This window comes from Micromonospora sp. NPDC049175 (genome assembly GCF_043197345.1).
In the GTDB taxonomy this organism is placed as follows: Bacteria; Actinomycetota; Actinomycetes; order Mycobacteriales; family Micromonosporaceae; genus Micromonospora.
Map to the genome: position 1 here is coordinate 495,356 of NZ_JBICSY010000002.1, position 17,715 is coordinate 513,070.

Genomic DNA, 17,715 nt, shown 5'->3' on the forward strand with positions numbered 1-17,715 from the left:
CCTCTCCGGTCAGGAGAGCGTGGAGCCGGTCACCGTGGGGTTCTGGGCACCCAGGAAGAAGATGCCGGGGAAGCCGCGCGTCTCGAACTTTCCGCTGGGGTTGCGGCGCAGGGTCGAGCTTTCGATCTTCATCGTGCCGGTGCGGTTGTTGCTGACGAAGAAGACCGCACCGCCGCCCTCGTTGGCCTTGTTGTTCTCGATGATCGTGCCGGCGATCCGTACGGTGAACTCGTTGCCGTCGCAGTAGATGGCGCCGCCGCTGCCGCCGCCGGGCGTGCCGGACTTGGCCGGGTTGGCGCCGCTGCCGATCGCCTCGTTGTGGCTGAGCACGCTGTTCAGCACCACCCAGGAGACGCCGATGCTGCTCAACGCGCCACCGTTGGAGCAGGAGCCACCCTGGCCGGACGCGCCGCCGAAGGTGCTGCTCACGACGTACACCGGTTTGTTCTCGAACTGGCTCAGCACCCGGATGGCCGCGCCGCCCAGGTCGGGGCCGGTGCGGTCGCAGCGGTTGCGGACGAAGCGCGAGTTGACCACCTTGAACCGCCCGCCGCGTACGAAGATCGCCCCGCCGCCGCCACCCTCGGCCTTCTCGCCCGTGGAGTTGCCGTCGGCGAAGGTCAGGTTCTGCACGGTGAGCTGCGGGTGGTCCTGGTTCTGGCAGTGCGAGGTGGTGAAGCCCTGGGCCTCGTCGCAGGTGTTCAGGTAGAGGATGCGGCGCTGGCCCTGGCCGCTCAGGGTGACCTTGCCGCCGCCGTCCAGCACGACCTTCGGCCCGTTGGCGTTGCGGACCTTCGCGGTGGCGGTCATCTTGATCGTCACCGGGGCGGGTCCGCAGTTGAACGTGATGACACCGCCGGCCGCGACGGCCTTCACGACCGCCGCGGAGGTGCAGCTCGCCGGGGTGCCGGTGCCGATGGTCCGGGTCGGCTTCGAGGTATCCACCGCCCGGGCCTCGGCCGGCACGGTGGCCCTGCCGTTCGGGTTGCCGGCCGCGAGCACCTTCGCGGCGGGCTTCGGGCTCGCGCTGGCTCCCGGGCCACCGAGGCCGTCGCGGGTCTGCGGCACCTCGGTCGGGGCAACCGTCGGCGCGGCCACCGGCGAGGCGGACGAGCCGGGTTGGAAGGCGGGGGCCGGCTCGGCGGGCGACGCGCAGGCGGGCAGGGTCGCGGTGGCGACACCGAGGACGAGCAGGGCGGCAACCGACGTCATGCGCACCCCGTGATGCTAAGGCCTGTTTCAGCAGAACTGGCCGGACCCCGGGGGGCCGGGGCCGGCGGTCAGGCGTGGGAGAGGGCGAAGGCGGTCAGGAAGCCGGCGACCGTGATGAGACCGACGAGCAGGTGGGCGTTCTCGAACGCCTCCGGGATCATCGTGTCGGTGATCATGGCGAGGATCGCCCCGGCGGCCAGCGCCGTGATTCCGGCCAGCACCTCCGGCGGCGCACCGCCCAGCAACGTGTTGCCGAGCAGCGCGGCCACCCCGCTGACCAGCGCGATCCCGATCCAGAGCAGGAAGACGTACCGCCGGGATCGGCCCGCCTGACGCATGCCGGCCGCGCTGGACAGCCCCTCCGGCACGTTGCTGAGGAAGACCGCCGCCACCGTGACCAGGCTTACCGCGCCGCCGCCGAGCAGGCTCGCGCCGATCACCACGGATTCCGGTACGCCGTCCAGCAGTGCGCCAACCGCGATCGCCGACCCCGAGCCGGGCTGCTCACCCTCGGAGGGCTGCTGGTCGCCGGAGCGTTTCCGGTGCCGCGCGCCGTGCCGGGCGAGGCCCAGGTTGGCCAGGGTGTAGACGAGCGCGCCGCCGCCCGCGCCGAGCGCGGTGGGCAGCAGCCCGCCCTGCGCGTGTGCCTCGGCGATCAGCTCGAACGACACGGCGGAGAGCAGCACCCCCGCCCCGAACGCCATGATCGACGCGATGACGCGCTGCGGCACCCGGGCGAACCAACCGACCGCCGCCCCGACCAGCAGGGCCGACCCGGCCAGCAGCCCCCACCCACCCGCCTGTAACCACTCCGGCATTCGCGGGACCCTACCCACGGCCGCCGGGCCGACAAACCCGATCGTGAGGGTGACTCAGAAGTCGGCGAAGAGGTACGGCACGCGGCGGGGGAAGATGCTGCGCAACTCCGCGGCGGCGTCCACCGGCACCACACCCAGATCCCGCAACGGCAGCTCGGCCGGATCGAGCACCCCGTACGCCAGGGCGGAGAGCCCGGCCGCCGTGAGGGTGGCGGTCGGCGCGCGGCCGGCGGTGTCGGCGACCAGCTCCAGCGCGCCGGTCGTGCCGTCGAGCAGATGGGTGCCGGCCAGCCAGCGGTCCCCGGTCAGCTCGACCCGCACCCGACCGGGACCGGCCGGCAACCCGCTCAACGCGTCGAGCGACAGCAGTCGGGCCATCGGGGCGGACGAACCCGGAATCGCTGTCCTGGCCTCGACGTGCACGTCCAGGTCGGTCAACCACAGCTCCGGCAGCTCGTCCGGCGGGATCTGGACGGTGACCCGCTCGACCTGGTCGACGTGCCGGGCGAAGAACTGCAACAGCAACACGCGCGCGAGCGGATCGCTGACCAGCAGCTCGTTGCCGTGCACTGTGCCGCCGTGCTCGTCGATCCGGTAGGTCACCGCGCCGGTGACCTCGCCGTCGACGCGGGCGGTCAGCAGCCAGTACTCGTCCCGGTCGCGCATCCCGTTCGCCCGGTAGTCCGGGAAGAGCGCGAAGCCGTGCCGCTCCCGCAGGCAACGCTCGGTGAACGCGCGCCACGCCGGGTAGCCGGCGGCGATGCGCTCCCAGCCCACCTCGCCGGGCAGGTCCACGCGCAGCAGCGAGCCCAGGTGGGCCGGGGAGAAGGTGACCCTGCGCGCCTTGGGCAACCCGACGTAGCCGAACCGGGCGTAGAAGCTGGGCCGGAACGGGTAGAGCGCGCTGACCGGATGCCCCTCGTCGCGTACCTCGTCGAGGAGTTGGTGCAGCAGCGCCCGTACGTGCCCCTGCCGGCGGGCCAGCGGGTGGGTGGCGACCCCGGCGACGCCCGCCATCGGCAACACCGCCCCGCGCAGGTTCTGTCGCATCGGGATGGACGAGACGGCGGCCAGCGTGACGCCGCCCTCCTCGGCGACGAGCGTCCGGTTGCCCTGGTTGTAGGGCAGGTAGTCGCGGAACTCCTCGGTTCGAGCAGCACCGAGCGGCGACGACTCGAAGGCGTACGCGGCCAGCGGGAAGCTGGTGGTGAGACGCTCGTCGGCGGTAACCCGGCGGATGGTCATCCGCCCATCTCAACCTGCCGTGCAGGCCCCGGCAACCGGATTCGCGGTATCCGCGCCGGTCATCCGACCGGCAGGTGTCGCAGGTGCCGGCGGCGGCGCAGGCGGATGCTGACCACCGCGGCCACACCGATGACGAGCAGGGCGGTGACGGCGAGACCGTGCAGCACGCCACGGGACAGGTAGCCCTGGTCGGTGTGGTCCACCGCCCAGGTGGCGATCTCCCGGGTCGACCAGAACGGCGTCAGCTTCGCCCCGGACCCGGCCGGGTCGATCAACATCTGCACCGTCACCACGGTGAGCAGCAGCAGCGTCCCCTCCATCTCGCGGGGCAGCAGTGCGCCGATCAGCATCCCGAACGGCGCCGCCACCGCGACGGAGCAGAGCAGCGCGGCGGCCAGACCGCCGTACCGCAGGTCCGCGCCGTCGAGCATGGGGAGCAGGAAGAACGGCACGGAGATGACCAGCCCCACCGTCCACAGGCCGAGCACCCGGCCGAGGTAGAGATGGTGTGGCCGGTAGCCGGCCAGCCGCAGCCTCGGCTCCAACTCGCGGGCCGCGGTGGTGGCGAACAGCGCGGCGGTGCTCACCGCCCAGCCCACGCCCAGCAGCAGCGAGCGGACCGACTGCCCGAGGTAGGCGTCCCGCCGGATCAGGTAGAAGGTCAACGGCATCGACAACAACAGCAGGAGTACGCCCCGACGCCGCAGCAGCTCCCGCAGGGTCATCTCGGCGACGACGACGAGCCGGTTCACCGGCGGCCTCCCTGGACACGTGGCGCGTGCCACCCGGCCTCCTGCGTCGGGGTCAGGTCGAGCACGAGGTCCACGCGGTCGAGTTGGTTGAGCAGGTGGGTCACCACGACGATGGCCGCGCCGCCGTCGCGCAACCGACTGAGCTGGTCCCAGAGGTTGACGTAGGTGCCCTGGTCGAAGCCCTGGTACGGCTCGTCGAGCAGCAGCACGTCCGGGGCGCTGAGGGTGGACATGGTCAGGTTGAGCTTCTGCCGGGTGCCGCCGGACAGGTGCCGGGCCTGCACGTCCCCGCCGGCCTCCCAACCGAGCTGCCGCGCCGCCGCCCGACCGGCCCGGCGCGCCGGCCCGCGGGCCACGCCCCGACCGGCGCCGACGAGCACGAAGTGTTCGTCGGCGAGCAGGAAGTCGGCGGTGCCACCGGACTGCGGGCAGTAGCCGAGCCGGCCGGAGACGGTCACCTCGCCGGCGTCGGGTGACATCAGGCCGGCGCAGATCCGCAGGAAGGTGCTCTTGCCGCAGCCGTTCGCCCCGACGACGGCGGCGATCTGTCCGGCCCGGACGGTGAGCGTGGCGTCGTGCAGCACCGTCTGTCGCCCGTACCGCTTGGTGATGCCCTCGGCGTGCAGCCGGACCGGTCCGGGGCGTGGTCCGGGCGCGGTGCCGATGCTCTCCACGACCGCGCCCGCGTACTGCTGGGGTGGGCCGAAGACGACCCAGGGGTCGCCACCACCCTCGCGCAGGTGTGTGGCCGCCTCGGCGACCACGTGCCGGGCGGCGTCCGCCGCGACCCGGCGCTGGTGCAGCTCGGCGGTGAGCGTTCGCAGCCAATCGTCGGCGTTCACCGGGTGACCCCCTTCGTGACGATGTCGTTCACCGGCTGGACGAAGGTGAGCCAGGCGCTGCCGCCCGCGCGGAGTGCCGCGTACCCGTCGTCGGTGAGCCGGTAGTACTTGCGGGCCGGACCGGCGCTGCCCTCCCGCCACCGCGCGGTCACCAGGCTGGTCTTCTGCAGGCGCAGCAGCACGGGATAGAGCGTGCCGCCCTGGATGGGCCCCATGCCCGCGGCGTCGAGCGCCTGGGCGAGCTGGTAGCCGTAGGACTCGCCGTCGGCCAGTAGGGCCAGCACGCAGATGTCGAGCACCCCCCGCAGCCACTGCCCGCGCCTGTCGGAATCCACGCGTCGGACAGTAGCGGTGCAAGCTAGATGGCACAACTACCTACTATGGCCGGCGGTACCCGAACCGGTTGGTTCGGGTGAGCCGCCGAGGGAGCCGTCCCGGTCAGCGGGCGACGACGTCGGAGACCACGACCGTGACGTTGTCAGGTGCGCCGGCGTGGTGCGCGAGCTTCACCAACTGCTCGCCGCACTGCTGGCGGTCGGCGTACATGCCAAGCGTCGCCGCGATGGCGTCGTCCTCGACGTAGTCGGAGAGCCCGTCGCTGCACAGCAACAGCCGGTCGCCGGGGACCACGGCGAGCACACCGACCGCCGGTGGGGTGTCGGCGCCCTGCACGGCCCGGGTCACCAGGGACCGCTGCGGGTGGTGGCGGGCCTGCTCCGGGGCGAGGGTGCCCTGGTCGACCAGGGCCTGGACGAACGTGTCGTCCCGGGTGAGCTGGGTCAGCTCCCCGTCGCGCAACAGGTAGCAGCGGGAGTCGCCGACCTGGGCCAGGACCAGCGTCTCGCCGGCCAGCAGCGCCGCGGTGAGCGTGGTGCCCATCCCGTCGCGGCTCGGGTCGACCGTGATGGCGGCGTGGATGCGCTGGTTGGCGGTGCTGACCACGGCACGCAGGGCGTCGGCGGCGCCGTCGGGGTCGGTGGGCGGGGTCAGCTCGTCCAGGATCCGGATCACGATCTCGCTCGCCACCTCGCCCGCGGGCAGCCCGCCCATGCCGTCGGCGACGGCGATCAGGCGGTCACCGGCGAGGGCGGAGTCCTCGTTGTTGGTGCGGACCAGGCCGATGTCGTTGAGGATGACCGAGCGGAGGATCAGCGTCATGGGGTCAAGCTTGCCAAGAACACCCCGCCTTCGTCTCTACGCCTCCTGCGTGCGTCGAGAAATGATTGCGATTTTCGTCGACGAACCCAACGGTGCGTGACCGATCGGCCGAGCCCTCAGCGCTGCGGGTAGCGCAGCAGGAGGCTGGCGGCGACCTCCTCGTCTCCCACCGCCGCGTAGCTGTGCGGGACGTCGGACACCCAACGGAGGTGACCACCGGCAGGCGCGGTCAGTGGCGCGTCGGTCGGACCGGCGCGCAGCACCCCGGCGAAGACGGTGACGTGCTCGGTGACCCCGGGCTGGTGGGCGGGGGAGACCTGCCCGGGGCCGGGCGTGACCCGCATCCGGTACAGCTCGTAGGTCGCGTCGGTGTCGGTGAACACCTCCAGCAGGGTGGCGGTGACCGCGGTGCCCTGCGCGGTGGGCCCGGCGGTCGGCTCGGCCAGCAGGGCGGTGAACGGTACGCCGAGCTGCGCGGTGACCGCCCAGAGCGTCTCCAGGGTCGGGTTGCGGGTGCCGTGCTCCAGGCCGGAGAGGGTGGCCTTTCCGATGCCGGCGAGCCGGGCCAGGGTGGACAGCGAGATCCCCCGCTCCTCGCGCAGGGCGCGGACGCGGCGGCCGACGACGGCGGGATCCACGTCGAGGCCGGGGCGGCGGGCTGGTGGTGGCTGCGGCACCCGGCTATCGTGCTACAGACTGTTGTTCCGTAAACGGAACACTCCGGGGGGGGTGGACATGGCCGGACGCGTCCAACCGGTGTTGGCCGGCGTGGTGACCGCCCTGGTCGGCTTCGCCAGCTCGTTCACAGTCGTCCTGGCCGGGCTCCGGGCGGCCGGCGCGTCGGACGCGCAGGCCGCCTCCGGCCTGCTCGCCCTCTGCGTGGCGTGCGGGCTCGCGGCGGCCTGGCTGGGCTGGCGGCACCGGATACCGATGAGCGTGGCCTGGTCCACGCCGGGCGCGGCGCTGCTGGTGGCCACCGGCGCGCCGCCTGGCGGTTGGCCGGTCGCGGTGGGCGCCTTCCTCGTCTCCGGTGCGCTGATCGTGGCGGCCGGGCTGTTTCCGCCACTCGGCCGTGCGGTGGCCGCCATCCCCAAGCCGGTGGCCGGCGCGATGCTCGCCGGGGTGCTGCTCCCGTTGTGCACGGCCCCGGTCCGCGCACTTGTGGAGCTGCCCCGGGTGGCGGGTCCGGTGGTGGTCGGCTGGCTGCTGCTGCACCGGTTCGCCCGCCGCTGGGCGGTGCTCGGCGCGTTGCTGGTGGCGGTGGTCGCGATCGCGCTGACCGCGCCGCCGGCCGGACTGGCCGGCGCCGCGCTGGCCCCGTCGATCACCCTGACCGCGCCGGCCTGGGACGCGTCGGCGCTTGTCGGCCTCGCGCTACCGCTGTTCCTGGTCACCATGGCCGCGCAGAACGTTCCCGGCATGGCGGTGCTGGCCGGTTACGGTTACCGGCCGCCGTTCGGCGCCGCGCTGCGAGCCACCGGCCTGGCCAGCCTGCTCGCCGCCCCGGCCGGTGGGCACGCGGTGAACCTCGCGGCGATCACCGCCGCGCTGGCCGCCGGCCCGGACGCCCATCCGGACCCGGAGCGCCGCTGGGTCGCCTCGGTCACCGCCGGTGCGGGGCTCGCCCTGCTCGGCCTCGGTGCGGGCGTGGCAACCGCGCTGGTCGCGGTCGCCCCGCCGATCCTCATCGAGGCGGTGGCCGGGCTGGCCCTCCTGGGCGCCCTCGCCACCGCGCTCGCCGCGGCGGTGACCGATCCGGCGACCCGGGAGGCCGCCGTGGTCACCTTCGTGGTGACCGCCTCCGGGGTGACCCTGATCGGCGTGGGCGGGGCGTTCTGGGGTCTGATCGCGGGCTGCCTGATGCTGCTGCTCTTCCACCGCCGCCCACCGGCCCCGCAGGACCAGCCCGCCCTCGCCGCACCGGAGCAGCCCGCCCCCGGCGCGCCGGATCAGCCAGCCCTCGCCGCGCCGGACCACGCCGCTCCCGCGGTGCCAGACCAGCCCGCTCCCGCGGCGCCGGAGAGATCCACTCGGGTTTCATGACGTCGGGTTGTCCCGAGGCTCCGGACGCCCCGATTTCCGTGAACCCGGAGTCGATCAGGGCGGTGGGGTCACTCCTCGGGCGGCAGGTCGGCCACACCGACGGCCAGGAGGACCCGGCCGTCGGCCACCGACCCGATCCGGTCGGCCGGCACGTAGACCGCGCCGGTACGGGTCAGGTCGGTCGAGACCTTCAGATAACCGCTGTGCAGCAGCCGCGCCGCCAGATCGGCCGGGACGTCGGGCTCCTCGACCGCGGTCGCCTCGATCAGCTCGTCCAGGCTGCTGCCCGGGTCGGCGGTCGGTGTCTGGACGGTCACCGCGTTCGGATCACCCCGCTGGACGAGGTCCACGGTCCCGACCTCGGTGCCGGCTGAGTCGATCACCGGCATCCCGGTGGTGATCCGTGAGATGGTCGCCTGCTGCTCGTCCTGCTGGTCCATCCCGCTGCGGTTCCCAGGGCGGCGCGCCGCTAAACGCCGGCCCGCTCCGCGCGGAGGCGGTGGGATCCATGGCTGGGCCGGAGCGTCACGCCGCCTGGCTGCTCAGCCGTTCGGGAGGGTCCAGCCGCCGGGCGGGCGGGGGGACAACTCCCGCCAGGTGTCCGGACCCTCGAGGAGCGCCCGCACGGTGTCCTCGGCCTCGTCCGCACTGCCGTACTCGTAGAACCGGGAGATGCCCTCGGCCCCGCCGGCCCGCTGCTCGACGTGCCACCGGTCGGCGTCCACCCGGAGGAAGATGTCCCGTCGGGCCAGCCGCCCCCATTTCCCGTTCCACAAGTGCTTCCGCTGCTCCATGGCGGGACTCTATCGAACACACGTACGAGAAGGTGCGGCCCCTGCGGGAATCCCGCAGGGGCCGATGTGCATCCGTTCGGTCAGCGCTGCGTCGGCGGCTCCGGGCGGCGGCCCAACACATCGTCGAGCGCCCCGCGCTGCTGACCAGGGGTGGTGTGGCCGGCGGAGACCAGCGCGTCCCGGATCTCGGTGAGCAGCTTGACCTCCTCGCTCGGCGCCGCGGGCGGCGGCTCCTCGCCCCGACGCCGCCGCTCGGCCAGCTTGTTCATCGGGTACACCACGAAGAAGTAGAGCACCGCGGCCGTGAGCAGGAACGTGATCAGGGCGTTGATGAACGCCGCCCAGTCCATGTAGTTGCCCTTGGTGATCTCCCACCTCCCGGCCGACAGGCCAGTGCCGCCGCCGAGTGCCTTGATCAGTGGTTCGAGGAACGACTTGGTGAGTTGGGTGACCACGCCCGTGAACGCGGCGCCGATCACGATGCCGACCGCCAGGTCGACGACGTTGCCGCGCATGATGAAGTCTTTGAAACCCTTGAGCATCCGTACTCCCGAGGTGTCCGCTTTTCTGTCGGGCACAACCTATGCCCGTTCGGCGGGTTCCAGAAAAGCGCCGGCTTCGATCGCCGCCCGGTCCGGATCGCCGTCCCGGATCGCCTCGACCAGCCGGGTGTGGTCGACGTAGCGCTCCGGAGTGAGCGCGCCACCCATCGCCTGGGCGACGGTGCTACGCAGGGCGGTGCCGACCGAGGCGTACAGCTCGGCGAGCATGGCGTTGTGGGCGGCGGCGACCACCGCGACGTGCAGGGCCGCGTCGGCCTCGACGAACGCGTCGACCCGGCCGCCGCGCCAGGCGGCCTCGCGTTCGGCCAGCACGCCGTCGAGCGCCGCCAGGTCCTCCGGGGTACGCCGCAGCGCGGCGAGCCGGGCGGCCTCCACCTCGAAGGCGCGCCGCACCTCGATGACCTCGGTCATCCGGTCGTCGCCGAGGTGACGGGCGACCACCGGCGCCAGCTCGTCGGTGGACACCACGTACGTGCCGGAGCCCTGCCGGCACTCCAGCACCCCGGCGTGCACCAGGGCGCGGACGGCCTCCCGGACGGTGTTGCGCCCCACGCCCAGCGCGGCGACGAGCTGCGGCTCGGTGGGGATGCGCCCGCCAACGGGCCACTCGCCGCCGAGGATCCGGGCGCGGAGCCGCTCGATGGTCTGCCGGACCCGGTGGCCCCGGGGCGGCACGGCGGGCTGGCCGGGGGGCGGCACCGGCGACGCGGAGGGGAATTCAACCGACGGTGGCACTGGTTACATCACCGGTCCCAAATTCATCCCATGATTGTAGGTTAGAGGTCATGACCCCGCCACCAGTCGCCGCTCCGGCGCCGCCCGCTCCCGTCGCCGTCGACCCCCGCCCGGCGCGGGACCCCGACGTCGGCCGGCGGACGCACCCGGCGACCGGTGGCGCGCTCGTGCTGGTCGGGATGCTGCTCATCGCGCTCAACCTGCGCGCCGCGGTGACAAGCGTCGGCGCCCTGCTCGACGAGGTCCGCGACGGGCTGGGGCTCTCCGGCACCATGGCCGGTCTGGTCACCACCCTGCCGACCATCGCGTTCGCCGGCCTCGGCGCGCTCACCCCGTGGCTGGTCCGCCGGGTGGCACCGGCCCGGGTGCTTGTGGTCGCCATGGTCGCCCTCGCCGCCGGCCAGGTGCTCCGGGCCACCACCGACTCGGCCCTGATCTTCGTGCTCACCAGCGCCCTGGCGCTGGCCGGCATCGCGGTCGCGAACATCCTGCTGCCGATGCTCGTCAAGCAACACTTCCCGCACCGGACCGGGCTGGTCACCGGGGCGTACACGATGGCGTTGACCCTCGGCACGACGGTGGCCGCGGCCTCCGCGGTGCCGATCGCGCACGCCTTCGGCTCCTGGCGGGCCGGGCTGGGCGCCTGGGCCGTGATGGCCGCGGTGGCCGTACTCCCGTGGGTGCCACTCGCGCTGCGGACCCGGGCGGGCGCGCGGCGCTCGACCCCGACGGCGGCCGTCGCCGCGCCGGTGCGCGTCCGGCCGGCACGGACCCGGCTCGGCTGGGCGATGGCCGTCTACTTCGGGGCGCAGTCCCTCAGCGGGTACGCGATCATGGGCTGGCTGGCCCAGTTGTTCCGGGACGCCGGCTACCACCCGGAGTCGGCCGGACTGCTGCTCGCCGGGGTGACCGCGCTCGGCGTGCCGATCGCGCTGCTGATGCCTACCGTGGCCGGTCGGCTGGGCAACCTGCGTCCGCTGGTGCTCGGGCTGACCACCGCGTCGACGCTTGCCTACCTGGGGTTGGCGTTCGCCCCGCGCGGTGCCGCGCTGCTCTGGGTCGCGCTCCTGGCGATCGGCCAGGGCGCGTTCCCGATGATCCTGACCGCCATCGGCCTACGCGCCCGCACCGCCGAGGGGACCGTCGCGCTCTCCGCGTTCGCGCAGAGCACCGGGTACGTGATCGCCGCCCTCGGCCCGCTGATGGTCGGCATCCTTTACGAGGTCACCGGCGGCTGGACCGCGCCGCTCGGGTTCCTGCTGGGCGCGCTCGCCGTGCAGACGGCAGCGGGCATGGCCATCGCTCGTCCCCGCTACGTCGAGGACGAGTGACGAACGGCAGAGCTCAGGAGGAGGCCGGCGTCGGCTCGCCGGCGACTGCCTCGTCCACCGTCGGGTAGGTGTGCAGCACCTCGACCAGCCCGCTCACCTCGAGGATGCGCAACACACCCCGCTGCGGGGCGGCCAGACGCACCACGCCGCCGGCCTCGTCGCAGCTGTTCTTGGCGCGGACGAAGACCGACAGGCCCGTCGAGTCGCAGAACGAGACGTCCGCCAGGTCGAACACCAGCCGGTTACGACCCTTGTCGAGCAGGTCGGTGATCTGGTCCTGCAACTGCGGTGCGGTGGCCATGTCCAGCTCGCCCGCGACCGACACGACGACCACGTCGCCGCGCTGTTCCGTGTGCACCGTCAAGGACATTTGCCAGACCTCCTGTTATCGGGGGAACGGTATCCCACGACCGGGGTCGTACGCAGAACGGGAGCCGGGACCCGATGGCCGTCGTCATTCCGTTGCTACGGGGCAAGTAGTTGATCAGGCCCCGGTGATAGAGTCCGCCCGGTCCAGGTCAAGGGGGTTCCAAATGGCGTTGAGCACCGAAGAAAGTGGTCGACTCGCCGCGCTGCTCAGCGGGCAGGCCGAACGGGTCACGTCTCGGTGGACCGAGATCGTCACCAGTTCGTTGCGTGGCCGGCTGAGCCAGGCCGAGCTGCGCCGGCAGGTCCAGGACCTGCACCGCGTTCTCGTCGCCGCCGGCGAGCAGGGCGACATCGATCTGTCCGCCGACAATGCCGCCGAGTTGCGCGCCGCGCTCTCCGAGTTGTCCCGTGGCCGGGCCCGGCAGGGCTTCTCCGCCACCGAGACCACGGTCAGCATCTTCGCGCTCAAGGACGTGCTGGCCGAGCTGGTGCAGGAGGCCGGCGGCGCCAACGCGCTGCACGACTTCGTCGCCTTCTCGAAGCTCGTCGACGAGATGGGCCTGTTCACCTTCGAGAGCTTCGTCCGCACCCGGGAGAGCCTGATCGCCGATCAGGCCGAGCAACTGCTCGAACTCTCCACGCCTGTGGTCAAGCTCTGGGAGGGCGTGGTGGCCGTCCCGCTGGTCGGCACCCTCGACTCGGCCCGGGCCCAGGTCGTGATGGAGCGGCTGCTGCAGACCCTCGTCGACACCGGCTCCCCGTACGCGATCATCGACATCACCGGCGTCCCGGCGGTGGACACCCAGGTCGCCCAGCACATCCTGAAGACCGTGGTGGCCGCCCGGCTGATGGGCGCCGACTGCATCATCTCCGGCATCCGCCCGCAGATCGCGCAGACCATCGTGGCGCTCGGCATCGAGTTCGGTGACATCGCCACCAAGGCGAGCCTCGCCGACGCGCTGCGTCACGTGCTGCGGCTCACCGGGGTGGAGACCGCCCGCCGCCAGCAGCCGCGCCGGGGCGTCTGATGGAACGGGTGCCGATCCTCAAGATCGGCGACATCCTGCTCGTCTCCATCCAGCTCGACATGTCCGACCAGACGGCGGTCCAGCTCCAGGAGGATCTCGCCGAGCGGATCGTGGACACCGGCTGCCACGGCGTCATCATCGACATCACCGCGCTGGACATCGTCGACTCCTTCGTCGGGCGGATGCTCTCCACCATCGCGTCGATCTCCAAGGTGCTCGACGCGGAAACGGTGGTGGTCGGGATGCGTCCCGCCGTCGCCATCACCCTTGTCGAACTGGGGCTCTCGCTCAACGGCATCCGTACCGCGCTGAACGTCGAGCGTGGCATGGAGCTGATCGCGGCGGCCCACGCCGACGAGCTCGACTACCAGCTCGACGACGATCCGGACGCCGAGACGGCCACGACGTGACCGCGGACATCGACCTGGGCCAGCCGCAGGCGCAGTCGGTCCGCAGCGACGAGGACGTGGTGCGGGTCCGACAGTTGGTCCGCAGCGTGGCGGTGGCCGTCAAGCTGTCCCTCGTCGACCAGACCAAGGTGGTCACCGCGGCCAGCGAGTTGGCCCGCAACACCCTGGTGTACGGCGGCGGCGGTTCGGTCGAGGTGACAACCGTGGAGAACGGCCGGCGCACGGGCGTCCGGATCGTCTTCGCCGACTCCGGGCCGGGTATCCCGGACCTGGACATGGCCCTCACCGATGGCTACACCACAGGCGGCGGCATGGGCCTCGGGCTCAGCGGGTCCCGCCGACTCGTCGACGAATTCGAGATCGAGACGTCTCCGGAGACCGGCACGCGGATCACGGTCACCAAGTGGTCCCGGTGAACGCCGATCCGGTCACCGACAGCGGCATCTGGTTCCGGGTGGAGGCCAGCAGCACGGCGAGTGCCGTGCGGCGCGCCGCCGAACGCCTCGGCGCGCAGGTGGAGTTGAGTGCGGCCCGCATCGCCGACCTGGCCATCGTCGCCGCCGAGCTCACCAGCAACCTGGTCAAGCACGCCGACGACGGCGTCCTGCTGCTCCGGCCGGTACGCCGGGCCGGGGAGGCCGGCGTGGAATTGATCGCCATCGACTCCGGCCCCGGCATGGCCGACCTGACCGTCTCGTCACAGGACGGGCATTCCACCACCGGCACTCTCGGCATCGGTCTGGGCGCCATCGTCCGGCAGGCCAGCTGGTTCGACGGATACTCGCTGCCCGGCCGGGGCACCGTCCTCGCCGTGCAGATCTGGCCGGCTGAGCCGGCTGAGCCGTCCTGGGCCGGCGCCCTCACCCGACCGCTGACCGGCGAGACGGTGAGCGGCGACGGGTACGCCGTACGGATCGCCGACGGGCGGCACCAGGTGCTTGTCAGCGACGGGCTCGGGCACGGCCCACTCGCCGGCGCCGCCACCGACGCGGCGCTCGCCGCGTTCCGCAACGCCCCGGCCGGGCCACCGGCGGCGGTGGTGGGTCACCTGCACCGGAGCATGTCGCACACCCGGGGCGCCGCGCTCGCGGTCGCCGAGCTGGCGCCGGCGGCCGGCATGCTGCGCTACGCCGGGCTGGGTAACATCTCCGGCGTGGTCGTCGAGGGTGACGGTCAGCGCCGAGGGCTGGTGTCACTGCCCGGCATCGCCGGTCACCAGCGGCCGACGATCCGGGAGTACGACTACCCGTTCGCTCCGGGCGCTCGACTGGTAATGCACAGCGACGGGGTGGTCGACCGCTGGCGGTTGACCGACTACCCCGGTCTGGCGGAACGATCTCCGCTGGTGATGGCCGCGACCCTCCTACGCGACGCGGGTGTACGACGAGACGACGCCTGCGTACTGGTCGCGAGGTCCTGGGCATGACCGGCGAGCCGGCGCTGCCGTTGCTGCAGATGGCGCTGCGGGTCGAGCAGGACATCTTCGTGATCCGCCAACGTGGCCGTGAGGTGGCCACGGTGGTCGGCCTCGAACGCCAGGACCAGGTGCGGATCGCCACCGCGCTCAGCGAGGTGGCCCGGGACCTGCTGCACACGACCGGCGGCGCGGACGTCTCCTTCCACGTCGACGCGGGCGCTGACGGCCGCTTCCACCTGCGCGCCGACCTGGCCCCGGTAACCGCGCTCCCCGACGGTGACTACCAGCCCCGGTCCGGCGCGGTGTCCCGACTGGTCGACAGACTGAGCGTGGCGACCGTCGAGGGGGTTACGGTCGTACGGATGTCCCGACGAGTTCCGGCCAACGCGCCGACGCCGACCCCGGAGCGGCTCGCCGAGTTCCGTACGGAACTCGGCAGTATCGCGCCGGCCAGCGCGCTGGACGAGTTGACAGTGCAGAACGGGCAGCTCATCGCCGCGCTCGACGAGGTGCGCAGTCAGCGCGACGAGCTGGCCGTGCTGAACGAGGAGCTGGCCGAGACCAACAGGGGTGTGCTGGCGCTCTACAACCAGCTCACCGAGGAGTTGGAGGAGACCAACCGGGGCGTCGTCGCCCTCTACGCCGAGCTGGACGAGAAGTCCGCGCAACTGCGCGCCGCGAGCGAGTCGAAGAGCCGGTTCCTGGCAAACGTCAGCCATGAGCTGCGCGCCCCGGTCACCGCGATCATCGGGCTGGGGCGGCTGCTCACCGACTCCGCCTCCGACCCGCTCACCGAGGAGCAGGATCGCCAGGTCGAGCTGATCCGCTCGTCGGCGGCGGACCTGCTCAATCTGGTGAACGAGCTGCTGGACCTCGCCAAGGCGGAGTCCGGCCGGATCGAGCCGGAGTGGGCGGACGTCGACCTGCGCCCGGTCTTCGGTCAACTGCGTGGCACGATGCGCGCCCTCGCCACCCGCCCGGGGGTGGAGTTGGTGGTGGAGGAGCCGACCGCGCCGGCCACGCTGCGCACCGACGAGGTGCTGCTCGGCCAGGTGCTGCGCAACCTGCTGCACAACGGGCTGAAGTTCACCGAGCGCGGCGAGGTGCGACTGCGGGCCCGCCAGCACGGCGACAGGTGGCACTTCGAGGTCAGTGACACCGGCCCCGGCATCGCCGCCGAGCTGCACGACCGGATCTTCGAGGAGTTCTACCAGGTGCCCGGCGCCACCCGGGTCGGCGGCACCGGCCTCGGCCTGCCGTACGCCCGGCGGTTGGTGACGCTGCTCGGTGGGACGCTGGAGCTGACCAGCGAGCCGGGCCAGGGCAGCACATTCACCGTCTCCCTACCCGCCGGGGAGGCGTGACGGCGTGGACGGCGTGCCGACGACCATCCTGGTGGTCGATGACAGTCGTACCAAGCGCTACCTGCTGGTCAGCTGGCTGACCCGGGCCGGGTTCACGGTGCTCGAAGCCGAGAACGGCGCCGAGGCGTTGGCGCGGGTCGAGGTGGACCGGATCGACCTGGTGGTCCTCGACGTCCGGCTGCCCGACCTGAGCGGGTACGAGGTCTGCGAACAGATAAAGGCCCGTCATCCGGCGATGCCGGTGATCCACGTGTCGGCGCACGCCGTGGACGTGGCCGACCGAGCCCAGGGGCTGACCCGGGGCGCGGACGCGTACCTGACCGAGCCGATCGAGCCGGAAGAGCTGATCGCCACCACACGGGCGGTGCTGCGCTACTACCAGGCCCGGCAGCGCGCCGAACTGCTCGCCGAGCGCCTGCTCGGGCTGGCCGACACGACAGTGGCGGTGCACGCCGCGCCGACCTTCGCACGCCTGCTGGAGGCCGCCGCGGAGGGGGCCGCCCTGATCTTCAAGAGCCCGGCCGCGGTGATCGCCGAGACGTTCGACGGTGACTGCCTCGCGGGGATCTGCGCCGGTCCCGGCGCCTCGGCCGAGGTGGTGCCGTGGGTCGTCGACGACACCGGAGTGCCGACCGGCGCCACCGTTCGGGTGGAGACCCCGGCGAACTGGGCCCTGGTCGACTGGCCGGCGGACGACACGGTGACGGTCGCCGCCGCCCGGCTGCGGGAGGACCGCGCCCCGCTGTACGTGGTGGTGCCGACCGCCACCCAGACCGCTCGAACTCCGGTGCTCAAGCAACTGGCCCAGGCGGTGGCGGCGGCCGTGGAGGGGCAGCGCTCCTTCGACGAGGAGCACCGGATCGCGGTCACCCTCCAACGCAGCCTGCTCCCGCGCGGGCTGCCCACGGTCGCCGGGCTGGACCTCGCGGTGCGTTACGAGCCGGCCAGCGCGCAGACCGAGGTGGGCGGCGACTTCTACGAGCTGGTGATGCTCGACGGGCACCTGCTGCTGGCGATCGGCGACGTGGCCGGCCACTCGCTGCACGCGGCGACAGTGATGGCCGAGCTGCGACACGCGGTGCGGGCGTACGCCGTGGAGGGGCACCAGCCCGGCGAGATCCTGCACCGGGTCAACGAGCTGATGCGGACACTGCTGCCGAACGAACTGGCGACGCTCTGCGTACTGCTGCTGCACCCGCCGACCGGGCGGGTCCGGCTGGCCAGCGCCGGGCACCTTCCGCCGGTGCTCAACCTGGGTGGCAAGGTCGAGTTCGTGCAGCACTCCGCGCCGCTGCTCGGCGTCCGCGCGCCGCGCCCGGCCGACCTGGAGTTCGTGCTGCCGGCCGGTGCCACGCTCGTGTTCTACACCGACGGGCTGATCGAACGACGGGACGCCACGATCGACGAGGGGCTGGCCGCGCTGGCGGCGGTCGCCGCCACTGTCGACGACGACCTGGACCGGTTCTGCGCCCGGCTGCTGGTGGAGTTGGCCCCACCGGAGATCCAGGACGACGTCGCCGTGGTCGTCCTGCGCCGCCGCTGAGCGACGCTGGCCGGCTTCCGCGCGGCGCCGGCGTGCTTCCCTGCGCTGCTGGCCGGCTTTCCTGCGCTGCTGGGGCTGGGCTTCCTGCGGC

21 protein-coding genes are annotated in these 17,715 nt (G+C 72.6%); 8 read left to right on the plus strand and 13 right to left on the minus strand.

Annotation, left to right across the window (positions count from 1 at the left end; all coding sequences use genetic code 11):
* Positions 1-9: 9 nt before the first annotated feature.
* The 8 genes from ACGFH8_RS09215 to ACGFH8_RS09250 all read right to left on the minus strand — a co-directional run bounded on the left by ACGFH8_RS09215 (position 10) and on the right by ACGFH8_RS09250 (position 6,704).
* Complete coding sequence (locus tag ACGFH8_RS09215; RefSeq protein ID WP_393367039.1) at positions 10-1,212, minus strand: hypothetical protein; 1,203 nt, start codon at positions 1,210-1,212, stop codon at positions 10-12.
* 68 nt (positions 1,213-1,280) lie between these two features.
* Positions 1,281-2,030 carry a ZIP family metal transporter gene (locus ACGFH8_RS09220; protein WP_393365491.1) on the minus strand — a complete coding sequence of 250 codons (750 nt, stop codon included), beginning with the start codon at positions 2,028-2,030 and terminating at the stop codon, positions 1,281-1,283.
* A 54-nt stretch (positions 2,031-2,084) separates the two neighbouring features.
* On the minus strand, positions 2,085-3,275 hold the full coding sequence (gene eis / locus ACGFH8_RS09225) for an enhanced intracellular survival protein Eis (protein ID WP_393365493.1): 1,191 nt from the start codon (positions 3,273-3,275) through the stop codon (positions 2,085-2,087).
* 59 nt (positions 3,276-3,334) lie between these two features.
* Entirely contained in the window at positions 3,335-4,027 is a 693-nt protein-coding gene (locus ACGFH8_RS09230; protein ID WP_393365495.1) for an ABC transporter permease, read from the minus strand.
* Entirely contained in the window at positions 4,024-4,869 is an 846-nt protein-coding gene (locus ACGFH8_RS09235; protein WP_393365496.1) for an ATP-binding cassette domain-containing protein, read from the minus strand. Before ACGFH8_RS09235 ends, ACGFH8_RS09230 begins: the two co-directional genes overlap by 4 nt.
* Entirely contained in the window at positions 4,866-5,204 is a 339-nt protein-coding gene (locus ACGFH8_RS09240; RefSeq protein ID WP_393365498.1) for a PadR family transcriptional regulator, read from the minus strand. The genes ACGFH8_RS09235 and ACGFH8_RS09240 overlap by 4 nt, the downstream gene beginning before the upstream one ends.
* Before the next feature lie 103 nt (positions 5,205-5,307).
* Positions 5,308-6,027: a PP2C family protein-serine/threonine phosphatase gene (locus ACGFH8_RS09245; RefSeq protein ID WP_393365500.1), complete on the minus strand. Its 720-nt coding sequence runs from the start codon at positions 6,025-6,027 to the stop codon at positions 5,308-5,310.
* Positions 6,028-6,143: 116 nt separating this feature from the next.
* Complete coding sequence (locus ACGFH8_RS09250) at positions 6,144-6,704, minus strand: helix-turn-helix domain-containing protein (RefSeq protein ID WP_393365502.1); 561 nt, start codon at positions 6,702-6,704, stop codon at positions 6,144-6,146.
* A gap of 58 nt (positions 6,705-6,762) precedes the next feature.
* Here ACGFH8_RS09250 and ACGFH8_RS09255 point away from each other — a divergent pair, with 58 nt between their 5' ends.
* Positions 6,763-8,070 carry a benzoate/H(+) symporter BenE family transporter gene (locus ACGFH8_RS09255; RefSeq protein ID WP_393365503.1) on the plus strand — a complete coding sequence of 436 codons (1,308 nt, stop codon included), beginning with the start codon at positions 6,763-6,765 and terminating at the stop codon, positions 8,068-8,070.
* 68 nt (positions 8,071-8,138) lie between these two features.
* On the opposite strand, the gene ACGFH8_RS09260 is transcribed toward ACGFH8_RS09255, so the two are convergent.
* The 4 genes from ACGFH8_RS09260 to ACGFH8_RS09275 all read right to left on the minus strand — a co-directional run bounded on the left by ACGFH8_RS09260 (position 8,139) and on the right by ACGFH8_RS09275 (position 10,126).
* A complete protein-coding gene (locus ACGFH8_RS09260) occupies positions 8,139-8,510 on the minus strand; it encodes a hypothetical protein (RefSeq protein WP_091395802.1) in 372 nt (123 codons plus the stop codon).
* A 102-nt stretch (positions 8,511-8,612) separates the two neighbouring features.
* Complete coding sequence (locus ACGFH8_RS09265) at positions 8,613-8,864, minus strand: hypothetical protein (RefSeq protein ID WP_393365505.1); 252 nt, start codon at positions 8,862-8,864, stop codon at positions 8,613-8,615.
* 80 nt (positions 8,865-8,944) lie between these two features.
* Complete coding sequence (gene mscL / locus ACGFH8_RS09270; protein WP_393365506.1) at positions 8,945-9,406, minus strand: large conductance mechanosensitive channel protein MscL; 462 nt, start codon at positions 9,404-9,406, stop codon at positions 8,945-8,947.
* A gap of 39 nt (positions 9,407-9,445) precedes the next feature.
* Positions 9,446-10,126 (minus strand): FadR/GntR family transcriptional regulator, encoded by a 681-nt coding sequence (locus ACGFH8_RS09275; protein WP_393367040.1) that lies wholly within the window; start codon positions 10,124-10,126, stop codon positions 9,446-9,448.
* Between the two features lie 86 nt (positions 10,127-10,212).
* On the opposite strand from ACGFH8_RS09275, the gene ACGFH8_RS09280 reads away from it, so the two are divergent.
* Positions 10,213-11,493 (plus strand): MFS transporter, encoded by a 1,281-nt coding sequence (locus ACGFH8_RS09280; protein ID WP_393365507.1) that lies wholly within the window; start codon positions 10,213-10,215, stop codon positions 11,491-11,493.
* Positions 11,494-11,506: 13 nt separating this feature from the next.
* On the opposite strand, the gene ACGFH8_RS09285 is transcribed toward ACGFH8_RS09280, so the two are convergent.
* Entirely contained in the window at positions 11,507-11,863 is a 357-nt protein-coding gene (locus tag ACGFH8_RS09285; RefSeq protein WP_007454464.1) for an STAS domain-containing protein, read from the minus strand.
* A gap of 163 nt (positions 11,864-12,026) precedes the next feature.
* Between ACGFH8_RS09285 and ACGFH8_RS09290 the strand changes: the two genes are divergently transcribed.
* From ACGFH8_RS09290 to ACGFH8_RS09315, 6 genes are read left to right on the plus strand one after another with little or no spacing between them, the layout of a single operon-like run.
* Positions 12,027-12,890, plus strand: a complete 864-nt coding sequence (locus tag ACGFH8_RS09290; protein WP_393365509.1) for an STAS domain-containing protein — start codon at positions 12,027-12,029, stop codon at positions 12,888-12,890.
* Positions 12,890-13,300, plus strand: coding sequence for an STAS domain-containing protein (locus ACGFH8_RS09295; RefSeq protein ID WP_393365510.1), 411 nt, complete (start codon positions 12,890-12,892; stop codon positions 13,298-13,300). Before ACGFH8_RS09290 ends, ACGFH8_RS09295 begins: the two co-directional genes overlap by 1 nt.
* Positions 13,297-13,716: an ATP-binding protein gene (locus ACGFH8_RS09300; protein WP_393365511.1), complete on the plus strand. Its 420-nt coding sequence runs from the start codon at positions 13,297-13,299 to the stop codon at positions 13,714-13,716. Before ACGFH8_RS09295 ends, ACGFH8_RS09300 begins: the two co-directional genes overlap by 4 nt.
* Positions 13,713-14,726: a SpoIIE family protein phosphatase gene (locus tag ACGFH8_RS09305; protein ID WP_393365512.1), complete on the plus strand. Its 1,014-nt coding sequence runs from the start codon at positions 13,713-13,715 to the stop codon at positions 14,724-14,726. The genes ACGFH8_RS09300 and ACGFH8_RS09305 overlap by 4 nt, the downstream gene beginning before the upstream one ends.
* A complete protein-coding gene (locus tag ACGFH8_RS09310; RefSeq protein WP_393365513.1) occupies positions 14,723-16,081 on the plus strand; it encodes a sensor histidine kinase in 1,359 nt (452 codons plus the stop codon). The genes ACGFH8_RS09305 and ACGFH8_RS09310 overlap by 4 nt, the downstream gene beginning before the upstream one ends.
* A 4-nt stretch (positions 16,082-16,085) precedes the next feature.
* The gene (locus tag ACGFH8_RS09315) at positions 16,086-17,624 is read left to right on the plus strand and encodes a SpoIIE family protein phosphatase (RefSeq protein ID WP_393365514.1); all 1,539 of its coding nucleotides are present in this window, start codon (positions 16,086-16,088) and stop codon (positions 17,622-17,624) included.
* Positions 17,625-17,715 lie beyond the last annotated feature (91 nt).